The 12,449-nt window shown below is 61.3% G+C and carries 11 protein-coding genes; 4 read left to right on the plus strand and 7 right to left on the minus strand.

Annotated features, from left to right (window positions below; genetic code table 11):
- Window positions 1-639 precede the first annotated feature (639 nt).
- The 4 genes from AB4N80_RS21930 to AB4N80_RS21945 form a co-directional block, all read right to left on the minus strand.
- On the minus strand, window positions 640-1,488 hold the full coding sequence (locus AB4N80_RS21930) for an ureidoglycolate lyase (RefSeq protein WP_460078787.1): 849 nt from the start codon (window positions 1,486-1,488) through the stop codon (window positions 640-642).
- 25 nt (window positions 1,489-1,513) lie between these two features.
- Window positions 1,514-2,254, minus strand: a complete 741-nt coding sequence (locus AB4N80_RS21935; protein ID WP_122568393.1) for an SDR family oxidoreductase — start codon at window positions 2,252-2,254, stop codon at window positions 1,514-1,516.
- Window positions 2,251-3,633 carry an MFS transporter gene (locus AB4N80_RS21940; protein ID WP_122568392.1) on the minus strand — a complete coding sequence of 461 codons (1,383 nt, stop codon included), beginning with the start codon at window positions 3,631-3,633 and terminating at the stop codon, window positions 2,251-2,253. The genes AB4N80_RS21935 and AB4N80_RS21940 overlap by 4 nt, the downstream gene beginning before the upstream one ends.
- Window positions 3,634-3,960: 327 nt before the next feature.
- Window positions 3,961-4,899: a LysR family transcriptional regulator gene (locus AB4N80_RS21945; protein WP_122568391.1), complete on the minus strand. Its 939-nt coding sequence runs from the start codon at window positions 4,897-4,899 to the stop codon at window positions 3,961-3,963.
- 114 nt (window positions 4,900-5,013) lie between these two features.
- Here AB4N80_RS21945 and AB4N80_RS21950 point away from each other — a divergent pair, with 114 nt between their 5' ends.
- Window positions 5,014-6,195: a fumarylacetoacetate hydrolase family protein gene (locus tag AB4N80_RS21950; protein ID WP_460078791.1), complete on the plus strand. Its 1,182-nt coding sequence runs from the start codon at window positions 5,014-5,016 to the stop codon at window positions 6,193-6,195.
- Between the two features lie 46 nt (window positions 6,196-6,241).
- Window positions 6,242-8,026, plus strand: a complete 1,785-nt coding sequence (locus AB4N80_RS21955; RefSeq protein WP_460078793.1) for an IlvD/Edd family dehydratase — start codon at window positions 6,242-6,244, stop codon at window positions 8,024-8,026.
- A 279-nt stretch (window positions 8,027-8,305) separates the two neighbouring features.
- Here the strand turns inward: AB4N80_RS21955 and AB4N80_RS21960 are convergent, their stop codons facing one another.
- Together AB4N80_RS21960 and AB4N80_RS21965 are read right to left on the minus strand one after the other, a co-directional pair.
- Window positions 8,306-8,542: a hypothetical protein gene (locus AB4N80_RS21960; RefSeq protein WP_163006827.1), complete on the minus strand. Its 237-nt coding sequence runs from the start codon at window positions 8,540-8,542 to the stop codon at window positions 8,306-8,308.
- Between the two features lie 12 nt (window positions 8,543-8,554).
- The gene (locus AB4N80_RS21965; protein ID WP_305470636.1) at window positions 8,555-9,022 is read right to left on the minus strand and encodes a DUF1203 domain-containing protein; all 468 of its coding nucleotides are present in this window, start codon (window positions 9,020-9,022) and stop codon (window positions 8,555-8,557) included.
- Between the two features lie 258 nt (window positions 9,023-9,280).
- Here AB4N80_RS21965 and AB4N80_RS21970 point away from each other — a divergent pair, with 258 nt between their 5' ends.
- Window positions 9,281-9,499 carry a tautomerase family protein gene (locus AB4N80_RS21970; protein WP_122568387.1) on the plus strand — a complete coding sequence of 73 codons (219 nt, stop codon included), beginning with the start codon at window positions 9,281-9,283 and terminating at the stop codon, window positions 9,497-9,499.
- A 97-nt stretch (window positions 9,500-9,596) separates the two neighbouring features.
- Window positions 9,597-10,079: a DoxX family protein gene (locus AB4N80_RS21975; RefSeq protein WP_122568386.1), complete on the plus strand. Its 483-nt coding sequence runs from the start codon at window positions 9,597-9,599 to the stop codon at window positions 10,077-10,079.
- A gap of 51 nt (window positions 10,080-10,130) precedes the next feature.
- Here the strand turns inward: AB4N80_RS21975 and AB4N80_RS21980 are convergent, their stop codons facing one another.
- The gene (locus AB4N80_RS21980) at window positions 10,131-12,356 is read right to left on the minus strand and encodes a TonB-dependent receptor (RefSeq protein WP_460078797.1); all 2,226 of its coding nucleotides are present in this window, start codon (window positions 12,354-12,356) and stop codon (window positions 10,131-10,133) included.
- Window positions 12,357-12,449: the final 93 nt, after the last annotated feature.

Below are 12,449 nucleotides of genomic sequence, written 5' to 3' on the forward strand. Positions count from 1 at the left end.
CCGGCCTGGTTCTCCCGGTCGTACTCTGTTCCCATTGTGGGAGCGAGCTTGCTCGCGATGGCGGCCTCGCGGCTGGCCTGGATGTTGGTGATTGAGTACATATCCATTGCTGCGGTAACGGCTGCTTAGGGTTCCGCTTTTACAGCGGGTCACTTTTGAAGAGCCCGGAAGCCGGCCCAGTCAAAAGTAACCAAAACGCTTCTGCCCCACCACTCGGCACCTCGCCTAGGCTCGGCACCTCGCCTAGGCTCGGTGTGCCCGAACGAAGGCATTGCTCCGTGGGCCCGCCGCGAAGGGCCATCCATGGCCCAGCGCGGCTATCCCGGCATCCATGCCGGGATGCCCACTCCACAATGCCTGCGTTCGGCCAGCGTGGTTAACGGGGCGCCGAGATCAACGTCCACCACGAGGCGGCCTGATAGCCGACCTGGTTCTTGGTGAGACCGCGTTCCCCCTGTGGGAGCGGGCTTGCTCGCGAAGGCGGCCTTACAGCCGACCTGTTTCTCCGGCCATGCCCTGATCCATTGTGGGAGCGAGCCTGCTCGCGAAGGCAGCCTTACAGCCGACCTGTTTCTTGGTGAGACCGCGCTCCCCCTGTGGGAGCGAGCTTGCTCGCGAAGGCGGCAGCAAGCCCAACCATCAGTCCGCCTGCACCGTGACCTGGCGCTGTTCGCCCAACCCCTCGATCCCCAGGCGAATGGTCTGGCCCGGCCGCAGGAACACCGGGTTGGGCTTGATGCCCAGGCCAACACCCGGTGGTGTGCCGGTCGAGATGACGTCGCCGGGTTGCAGGCTCATGCACCGGCTCAGGTAGGCAATCAGCTGCGGCACGCTGAAGATCAGCGTCCGGGTATTGCCGTTCTGATAGCGGTGTCCGTCAACCTCCAGCCACAGGTCCAGCGTATGGGGGTCGGCGATTTCGTCCCGGGTCACCAACCAGGGCCCGAGAGGACCGAAGGTGTCGAAACCCTTACCCTTGTCCCAGGTGCCACCGCGCTCCAGCTGCCACTCGCGCTCGGACACATCGTTAATGACGCAGTAGCCAGCGACATGCTCCATGGCATTGGCTTCGTCGATGTAGCGCCCGCCTTTACCGATGACCACGCCCAGTTCGACTTCCCAATCGGTCTTGAGCGACCCACGGGGGATCTGGATGTCGTCGTTCGGCCCGCAAATGGCACTGGTCCATTTGTTGAAGATGATCGGCTCTTTCGGCACCTCCATGTTCGACTCGGCGGCATGGTCGGCATAGTTCAGGCCGATGCAGATGAATTTGCCGACCTGGCCGACACAAGCACCGATGCGCGGCTGGCCGACCACGAGCGGCAAGCTGCGCAGGTCCAGGGCGGCGAGCGCTGCCAAGCTCTCCGCGCCCAGGACCTGTCCGGCGATGTCCGGCACATGGCCCGAGAGGTCGCGGATTTGATTGTCATCATCCAGCAGCCCGGGTTTTTCCGAACCTTTTTCGCCGTAACGCAACAGTTTCATGAAGTGCTCCTGCTCAATTGAAAATTCAGAGGCTCATGCCGCCATCAATCACGTGCACCGCCCCGGTGGTGTAGGCGGACGCATCGCTGCCCAGGTACACCGCCAATTGCGCGATTTCCTCGGTGCTGCCGATACGCCCCATGGGCTGGCGGTCGAGAAATTGCCGGTAGACCTGCGCCTCATCGACGCCCTGTTGCATGGCCTGGTCGGCGATGCGCTGGCGCAGCGAAGGCGAATCCACGGTGCCCGGGCATATCGCGTTGCAACGGATGCCCTGGCTGACGAAGTCGATGGCGACGGATTTGGTCAGCCCCACCACCGCCGCCTTGCTGGTCGCATAGGCGAAGCGATTGGGCACGCCCTTGATACTGGAGGCGACCGACGACATGTTGATGATCGAGCCACCGCCACGGGCCAGCATGCCCGGCAGGAATATGCGGATCATCCGGTACATGGCCGTGACATTGAGGTCCATCGAACGCGCCCAGGCCGCTTCATCGCATTCCAGAATATTGCCGCTGTGCACGTAGCCTGCGCAGTTGAACAGCACATCGAGCCCGCCGATACGTTCGCAAGCGGCGCTGATGGCAGCGGTCGACGTGACGTCCAGGGGCATGGCGGTGATTCCTTCGATCCCCGCCAGTGCATGGATATCGATGTCAGTGGCGAACACCTCGGCCCCGGCCCGGGCGAAGGCAAGGGCGCTGGCCAAGCCAATGCCCTGCCCCGCAGCCGTCACCAGCACGCGCTTGTTTTGTAGACTCATGCGGTCTCCAGTTGCGCTGCCGTGATGGCCTGCTTAGGGGTCCTGCCGAGCATCGAGGCAGGGATGGCCAAGATCAACCCGCCGCTGACCAAAAGACACAAGGCGAGCACATAAGTGCCGTTGTTGATGTTGCCCGTGAGGGTTTCGGCCACAGCGGTGATCATCGAGCCGGTAAAGCCGGACAGGTTGCCGATGGCGTTGATCATGCCAATGCCGGCTGCGGCGGCGACGCCCGACAGCACGGTACCCGGCAGGGTCCAGAAAATCGGCATCAGGCTGAGGATCCCCGAAGCGGAGACGCTGAGGAAGAGCACGGACAACACCAGGTTGTCAGCGAAAAAGGCACTGAGGATCAGGCCGACGCCACCAATAAACGCCGGAATCGCCGCATGCAAGCGCCGCTCACCGGTGCGGTTGGAGTGCCGGGCATTAAGCAGCATCGCCACCACCGCCACCGAGTAAGGGATGGCGGTGAGCAGACCGATGTGCAAGCTGTTGGTGATGCCGGTGCTCTTGATGATCGACGGCATCCAGAACGCCAGGCCATAGAAGCCGGTGTTGAAGGTCAGCAGGATCAACACCAGCAACCACACCCGAGGGTTGAAGAACACTTCGCTCAAGCGCGTGGCCTTGCCCTGGTTGTCGGTTTGCAGATTGGCCTTGAGCAGGGCTTTTTCCGCGACGGTCAGCCATTTGGCTTTGTCGATGTTGTCGGCCAGACAGACGATCACCACGAACGCCATGATGATCGACGGAATGCCTTCGATGAGCAGCATCCATTGCCAGCCAGACAAACCATGCACCCCTTGCATGCTGTTCATCAGCCAACCGGAGAGTATGCCGCCCAAGGTCAGGCTGACCGGTAGCGCCAGCAGGAACCCGGACATCACCCGGCTCTGGCGGTGGGTCGGAAACCAGTAGTTGAGGTAGAGGATCACGCCAGGGAAAAAGCCCGCTTCACAGATGCCCAAGAGGAAGCGCAGCACATAGAACATCGTGCTCGATTCGAGGTGGAAGAAAGCCGCCAGCGGTACGGTGTAGGCCACGGCCATGGAGATCACCGCCCAACTGAGCATGATCCGGGCGATCCAGAACCGTGCGCCAAAGCGATGCAGCAACAGGTTGCTGGGCACTTCGAAGAGGAAATAGCCCCAGAAAAACATACTGGCGCCCAAGGCATACACGGTGTTGCTGAATTGCAGCTCGTTGAGCATGTCGAGCTTGGCGAACCCGATGTTCACCCGATCGAGGTATGCCGCCATGTAGCACAACAGCAACACGGGCAGGATCCGCCAGATGACCTTGCGGTAGGTCCGGTCTTCAAAATCGAGCTCGCCGGCTTGCGCCTGAGCGGGCAACTGCTCGGAGATGGTTTGCATGAGGTAACCCCTGATTGTTTTTATTGGGTCACGTCGAATGAACGAATCATCCGGCGATTGAACGAGGACTCTACTGTCGGGAATCGATTCTTTCCCAATGGCATTTTTGGATTAGTCGATAACGTATTGTTATCGAGACTTGGGTTTGGCAAGGGGGCTACTGCGCAGCCCAGCGGGAGCAAGCTCCCTCGCCACAGGGTTCGGTGCAGGCTGATCCTCCGCCATCGCGAGCAAGCTCGCTCCCACAGATGTTTCGTGTTGGCTGAGAGATTCGCGACACTCCCGTCCCCTGTGGGAGCGAGCTTGCTCGCGATGGCGGCGGCACATTCAACGGCTCAGACGGGCGTTGTCCTTGAGGATATCGGCAAACTCCAGCGCCGCGCCCACCAATGGCTCATCCTTTCGCGTGAGGATGCCGTAGTCCTGCGGCACCAGGTGCAGCGGAGTATCGAGGGTCTTGAGTTGACCGCTTTCGAGCAGAGGGTCGACCATGGCATTGGGCAGCATGCCGATCATGGGCCCGCGTTGCAGCACCTGGAGGAAGGTCTGCATGGAAATGGTGTCGATGGTGTTGCGCGGCATCCCCACCCCGGCTTCGGCAAAGGCCAGTTCCATGCGTGCGCGGATCGGCGTACCGATCGGGTAGAGAATCCACGGCAGGTCCACCAGTTGCTGCAAGGATGTCGGCCCGGCATTCGCCAGCGGATGGCGGTCATTGACCACGATGCAGAACGGTTCCGGGGCCAGGGGTTGGAAGTCGTAGCGCTGGTGCTGGCTTTGCTCGGTAAACCGGGCCACCGCCAGATCGAGCTTTTTCTCTTCAAGCATCTTCATCAAATGGTTGCTGGTCTGCTCCACCACCTCGATGGACAGCAAGGGCCAGCGTTGCTTGATCTGCAGGATCGCCTCGGGCAAGGCCACCGCCGTTGCGGCAAAGATACCGCCGACCTTGAGGTAGCCATGGCCACCTTCGCGCAGGCTGCTGATTTGCTCGACGAACGAACGTGCGTCGTTCAAGGCGATCTGCGCGTAACGCAACACATGTTCGCCCAGTGCGGTGGGCGGCATGCTCCGGGGTCGGCGTTCGAACAGGGCGAAGCCGAGCAGGCTTTCGATTTCCTTGAGCATCTTGCTCACGGCCGGCTGGCTGAGGTTCATCTGCTCGGCCGCCAAATGCATGTTGCAGGTGCGCCCCAAGGTATCGATCAGCAGCAGATGGCGGAATTTGAGCCAGCCGCAGAAGCTGGAGAAAGACAGATCGGACATGGGCAATCCTCGACGATGCAATAACCGGACGTTATCAGATACTGAATATATCTCATTGGAGTTCATCAACTGCGCGCCCTAGCTTGAAAGCTTTACGAACCAGGAAGACTGCCCATGTCGCTGATGCTTACTCCCGAGAACACCCTGCCCGTCGATAGCGTCGCCGGCACCCTGATTGGTCGTGCCTGGGTGCCTGGCCGTATCGCCGGACCTTCCCCCGTGGTGCTGCGCAGTGACGGGGTGTTCGACCTGTCAGAACGTTTTGCGACATTGAGTGACTTGCTGGAAACAGAGTCCCCCCTGGCCGCCGTCAGGCAGACACCCGGCACTTTCATCGCCAGCGTCGAAGCGCTGCTGGCCAACACCGGCGTTCATGCCGACCCGACCAAGCCGTATCTGTTGCCGCCACTGGACTTGCAAGTGATCAAGGCCGCCGGTGTGACCTTCGCCGCCAGCATGATTGAGCGGGTGATCGAGGAACAGGCCGGCGGCGACGCGGCAAGAGCCGAGGCCGTACGCGCCACCGTACACGGCGTGATCGGCGACAACCTGCGCGCCATCGTGCCGGGTTCCGAGCAAGCCATGCGCCTGAAAGCCTTGCTCATCGAACAAGGCATGTGGTCGCAGTACCTAGAAGTCGGCATCGGCCCGGATGCGGAGATCTTCACCAAGGCGCCGGTCCTGGCCGCCGTGGGCAGCGGCAGCCGCATCGGCATTCATCCGATATCGCAATGGAACAACCCGGAACCGGAAGTGGTGCTGGCGGTGAACAGCCGTGGCCAGATCCACGGCGCCACCCTGGGCAACGACGTCAACCTGCGAGACATCGAAGGTCGCAGCGCGCTGTTGCTGAGCAAGGCCAAGGACAACAACGCGTCCTGCGCCATCGGGCCATTCATTCGCCTGTTTGACGAACGCTTCAGCCTGGATGACGTCCGCGCCTGCGTGGTCGATCTCCAGGTACAAGGCGAAGATGGCTACCGCCTGCACGGTTCGAGCTCCATGAGCCAGATCAGCCGTGACCCGCAGGACCTGGTAGGCCAGACGCTCAACGCCAACCACCAATATCCGGATGGTTTTGTGCTGTTTCTCGGTACCCTGTTCGCCCCCACCGAAGACCGCGACCATCCCGGCAGCGGTTTCACCCACAAGCGCGGGGACCGGGTCAGCATCAGCAGCCCGTTGCTCGGCAGCCTGCATAACCAGGTGACACACAGCTGCGACGCGGCCCCCTGGACCTTTGGCGTCAGTGCCTTGTTGCGCAACCTCTCCGCCCGCGGACTGCTGGGGCGCTGAACCACGACCGTGACCGATTCATCCCATTACAAGAGAGACCTGAATCATGAGTGACACGCCAAAACGCCGCCTGCGCAGTGAGCAATGGTTCAATGACCCGGCCCATGCGGACATGACCGCCCTGTATGTCGAACGCTACATGAACTACGGCATGACCCGCGAAGAGCTGCAGTCGGGACGACCGATCATCGGCATCGCCCAAACCGGCAGCGACCTGACTCCCTGCAACCGTCATCACCTGGAACTGGCCCAACGGGTCAAGGCCGGCATCCGTGACGCCGGTGGCATCCCCATGGAATTCCCGGTGCACCCGATCGCCGAACAGTCGCGGCGCCCCACCGCGGCCCTGGACCGCAACCTGGCCTACCTGGGGCTGGTGGAAATCCTCCACGGCTACCCGTTGGACGGCGTGGTGCTCACCACCGGTTGCGACAAGACCACGCCCGCCTGCCTGATGGCCGCGGCGACCACCGATCTGCCCGCCATTGTCCTCTCCGGCGGGCCGATGCTCGACGGCCATCACAAGGGCGAACTGATCGGCTCGGGCACCGTGCTCTGGCACGCGCGTAACCTGATGGCCGCCGGCGAGATCGACTACGAAGGCTTCATGGAAATGACCACCGCGGCATCGCCATCGGTGGGTCACTGCAACACCATGGGCACCGCCTTGTCGATGAACGCCCTGGCCGAGGCCCTGGGCATGTCGCTGCCGGGTTGCGCGAGCATTCCGGCGCCCTATCGCGAGCGCGGGCAAATGGCCTATGCCACCGGCAAGCGCATCTGCGAGCTGGTGCTGCAAGACATACGTCCGTCACAGATCATGACCCGCCAGGCCTTCGAGAACGCCATCGCCGTCGCCTCGGCCCTGGGTGCTTCGAGTAACTGCCCGCCGCACCTGATCGCCATCGCTCGGCACATGGGCGTCGAGCTGAGCCTGGATGACTGGCAACGGATTGGCGAAGACGTGCCGCTGCTGGTCAATTGCATGCCGGCGGGCAAGTACCTGGGCGAAGGGTTCCATCGGGCCGGCGGCGTGCCCTCGGTCATGCATGAACTGCAAAAAGCCGGACGCCTGCACGAAGACTGCGCCACGGTCAGCGGCAAGACCATCGGCGAAATCGTCAGCAACAGCCTGACCAGCAACGCCGATGTGATCCATCCCTTCGACACCCCGCTCAAGCACCGCGCCGGTTTCATCGTGCTCAGTGGCAACTTCTTCGACAGCGCGATCATGAAGATGTCGGTGGTGGGCGAGGCGTTTCGCAAGACCTACCTCTCCGAGCCCGGCGCCGAGAACAGTTTCGAAGCCCGGGCCATCGTGTTCGAAGGACCGGAGGATTACCACGCCCGCATCGACGACCCGGCGCTGGACATCGACGAACGCTGCATCCTGGTCATCCGCGGCGTTGGCACGGTGGGCTACCCCGGCAGCGCCGAGGTGGTGAACATGGCCCCGCCGGCCGCACTGATCAAACAAGGCATCGACTCCCTGCCCTGCCTGGGCGACGGCCGCCAGAGCGGCACCTCGGCGAGCCCATCGATCCTCAACATGTCCCCTGAAGCGGCCGTGGGTGGCGGCCTGGCGTTGTTAAAAACCAACGATCGGCTGAAAGTGGACTTGAATACACGCACCGTGAACCTGCTGATCGACGACGAAGAGATGGCCCGGCGCCGACTCGAATGGGCGCCGAACATCCCGCCTTCGCAAACGCCCTGGCAGGAACTGTACCGGCAACTGGTGGGGCAACTGTCCACCGGGGGGTGCCTGGAGCCGGCGACGTTGCATCTGCGGGTGATTGCTCGTAGTGGTGAGCCGCGTCATTCGCACTGACAAGGTTGCGAGGGAGTCAATCGAATCCAAGACTGTTGAGAATGGAAAAAGAGGCCGAAGCCTAATGCCGACCAGTTAAGTGGACGCCACGAGGAAACACACAAACCGTGGCGAGGGAGCTTGCTCCCGCTGGGCTACGCAGCAGCCCCAAAACAGGGCCGCTTCGCGACCCAGCGGGAGCAAGCTCCCTTGCCACAGGATGATTGCCCGGCTTTATTTCAACTAACTGACGTCAGTCAAGGCTGGGCCGTGTAATTACCCCGCCCACCGTATGCACATTCAATGTTTATCCAGTAGATGTTGGTAGTCATCCGCCAGCTTGGCGACGATGGGCAGCGTTTTTCGCAGGCTTGCGACCTGGCTCCGTGCCGACTGAATGTCGGCTTGTTGCTGAGCAATCTCAGCGTCAACAGTGAGAGGCAGGACCATCGGCAAAATCGTCTGCAGCAGCCTGACCAACATCACCGATGTGCTCCAGCCATTTGACACTCCGCTTAAACCAAGCTCTGCAAACATCGGCTCCCCTTTCTACGCCCGATCTATCCGCCCCGAGTAACACCCTTGCTTCGCATTATGAACGTGGATGTAACTGACCTCAGGATTGGCAAACAGCCGGGTGATCACAGGTTCTATTGCCTGTCCGTCCACCACATCGGCGTCGAGCAGCATCCCCTCTTCGGAAAAAGCACGCAGGGACAGTAGTCGAATGCGCATGACCTCAGGCACCTGGTTGACGGCATCGTAAGCCTGGCTCGCGCCCTCCCGGATGAAAACCGCATGAGAGGCACGGTACGGCGAGTTGGCCGGCTGGCTGACATGGTTCAGTAACAGCATGCGTTGTCCCAGCTCCGCGTCTTTCATTTCTATGCGGTCAGGAAAGCCTGGCTGACGATCAACGACATAACGCCTCACCCCCCGCGATGCAAGTGCTTCATCGGACAATCCAAACAGTGCGCGGAATGGATCGGGGGCAAGGCCTGTGATGCGAAAGTTCATGATGGGCACCTCTTGATGTGAGTGCCTAGAAGAGAGCACCTGGGCAGTACCCGCTATCCGGTTCTTGCGGCGAAAATCAATGACGCCGCGAATCCGTAGGGAGACTGGCACGTGAAAGTGATCCGCAGTACCGATTGTTCTCGGTTATTGAATTCAGATGGCAACTCAACAGGGTTTATCTCCCGGGCCCAAACAAGAAAAATGCGCGCCATGGGTTCTTCGCCCGCCCAATCTGTTTCACACCCACGGAGCAAACCGATGCCATTCGCCAACTACAAATTCCCCGAAGGAATCCTGGACCACGCCCGCAAGGAGGAGATCATCCATCGCACCACGCAAATGTTCGTCGAGTACTTTGGCGAGCAGGTGCGGCCGTTCACCATGGTCCTTGTCGAAGAGGTCGCCGACGGTGGTTGGGGGCGCGCCGATGAAACATTGACGTTGGCGAAGATGGGATTGCCGGCGAAAGGACAATAGCGCCTGTGAATCATCAGCGACGCATCGACCCCGCATCGCCGGGGTCGTTATCGACGTCATGCATCAGTGCTTCAAGCCACCCTGCCAGGGATTCCCAATGACAACTCAAGACGTATCCTCGCCGCGCTCCCTGTTGGCGACCGTGACTGCACGGGTCGCCGGTTTCGAACCGTATCTGTACGCCTTGCTGCGAATCATCTTCGCCGTCGTCCTGTTTACCCACGGCTTGCCAAAGGTTCTGCGCACCGCCCATGGCTCGATGGCCGATCCAATGGCCGCGTCTATCAACCTCATCCAGAACGTGATGGGACTGCCTTTCGCTGCGCAGCTGGCCTTTCTGGTCATGCTCCTGGAAACGGCTGGGGCGTTGATGCTGGCGACAGGGCTCGGCACGCGGCTCGTCGCTCTGCTGATCGCCATTCAAATGGTTGCCATCAGCTACGCGTTGGGGCCGACATGGCCCTGGATAGACCGAGGCATCGAGTTTCCGGTGCTGATGGGATTTCTGGCGCTCTACATCGTCGCGCGCGGCGGCGGAGTCTATTCATTGGACGCGCGCTTGGGCACGCGTCTGCGATAGAAACGGCTTAGGCGCGGGTGGCCCTTTGTTTGAACCACCCTTGCCCTATGCTCAGAAATCGACCGTGGCCGACAACTGCAAGGTACGCGGCGAGCCTGGAGAGAAGGCCCCATACGAGGCAACACCCGACCAGTACTCGTGGTCAAAGACGTTCTGGACTGTGGCCCTGAACGTCGTCGGTCGACCTTCGATCTTGGTGGCATAGCGAGCCCCCGCATCGAAGCGGGTCCAGGCATCCAACTCCTGGGTGTTGGCCTGGTTCACGTATTGGCTGCTGGTGTAGATCGCGCCGCTGGTGAGGGTAAAGCCTTCCACCCATGGGGTGTCCCATTCAGCCCACAAGTTGGCTTGTACGTCTGGCACGCCCACCGGCTTGTTGCCACGGTTGGCCGCCGTCGCGGAATCCGTCAGCTCGCCGTCGAGCAGTGTCACGCCGCCCATCAGGCGTGTGCCGGGGGCCACTTCGCCGAACACGCTCAGCTCCACGCCACGGTTGCGCTGTTCAGCCTGTACCGAGAACACGTTGTTCGCACCGATTTCGCCGCTGGGCTTCTCGATCTGGAACAGCGCCAGGGTGGTCATGAACGTGCCGTGCTCGTACTTGACCCCAATCTCATGCTGTTTGGATTCATAAGGAGCAAACGTTTCGCCCGCATTGCTCGCTGTGCCTGGCGCGACGTCACCTTTACTCAACCCCTCGACATAGTTGTAGTAGAGCGACACGTCCTCCCAGGGCTTGACCACCACGCCGACCAGCGGGGTCGTGGCGCTGTCGTCATAACGAGAACTGACCGAGCCGGCGGCATTGTAATTGCGCGACTCGATATTCTGCCGACGCAGCCCCAGGGTCAGTTGCAGACGTTCATCCAGTACCGACAAGGTGTCGCTCAAGGCGAAGCCGGTCAGCTGCGATTCGGAAACCCGCAGCACCTTGGGCGCATTAATGGCCGGCTTGGGCACGTCCACCGGGTGATAGATGTTCGAGCCGACCACCGGCCCGTTGTTGATCCCCCGGGACAGTTCATCCTGGTAAGTCGTCGCCATCAGCGTGGTCGTGTGGCTGACAGGACCGGTGTCGAACACCCCACGAACCCCCACGTCGGCTGTCGAACGGTCCACGTTGAATTTGTAATACCCCGGCGTGTTGCTGATATCGCCGGCGTCGTTGAGGATTCTTGGTACCTGGTCGGACATCCGCTTGACGTCCGACCGACCACCACCGGCGTGGGCAAACACCGTGACCGCGTCCGTCAGGTCATATTCGCCACCCAGCAAGGCCGACTGCTCCTTGGTGTCTGACCAACCCCATTTCTGTGAGGCATTGGTACGACCGTTGGGGGCGGATGGAATGTCAACGCCAGGCGCAACGGTGAAGGGGCGAGAGGCACCGTCGAAGCTTTCTTTCTGGCTGATGAAGTCGAGGTTCAAGCGCAAACGCTCGCCCCGATAATCAAGGGCGATAGCGCCGATATTAAGTTCGCGTTCCTGATCGTCGATGGCCGTGTCGCCGCCCTGGAGGCTGCCGTTGAAACGCACGCCGAACTGGTTGTCCGGGCCGAATCGACGGCTGACATCCAGATGCCCACCTACTTGGGAATCAGACGCGTAGCTGCCGGTAAAGCGCGTCAGGTCTTCGTCCAACGGACGCTTGGGGACGATATTGATCACCCCGCCCACCCCGCTGTTCGGAGAGATGCCGTACATCAGCGCCCCCGGCCCCTTGAGCACTTCGACGCGTTCGGCGTAGTCGGTGAAGACCCGGTAGTTGGGCGCCACGCCGTATACGCCGTCGTAGGCCAGCTCGCCGAGGTTGCCCTCTCCGATGGGAAAACCACGGATGAAAAATGAGTCGACGATGCCGCCCACCTGGCCCGTCGAGCGCACCGAAGGGTCGCGTTGCAGGGCATCGGCCACGGTCACGGTTTGCAGGTCGGCCAGGGTCTTGGCGGTGTAGCTGGTCACGCTGAACGGTGTGTCCATCACGTCCTTGTTGCCCATCATCCCCAAGCGCGCGCCACGCGCCACTTGACCACCGGCCAGCTCGGGCGGCAGTGCGCTCAGGTTGTTGTGGGTGCCGGTGATGTTGGTCGCGTCAAGGGTCAAGCCTTGACCGTTGTCGACCGCAGGGACGTCCGAGGTTCTATCGGTGGAGGGCTTTTGCCCGGGGGTTTGCGCCCAGGCGGTGGCGCTTCCTGCGACCAGAATGAAACTCAGGGTGGCGGTACGAATCGCGAGGGATAACGCAGACTCACCACAAGGTCGACGTGCAACAGACATGGCTTAAGGATCCTTTCCAGCGAGAGAAAATGGTAATCACTCCTATTGCCAGTCGACCTGCGGAAAAGTATCACCTCCCGGGGTTTATTTTTT

This window comes from Pseudomonas sp. H3_A02 (genome assembly GCF_054671965.1).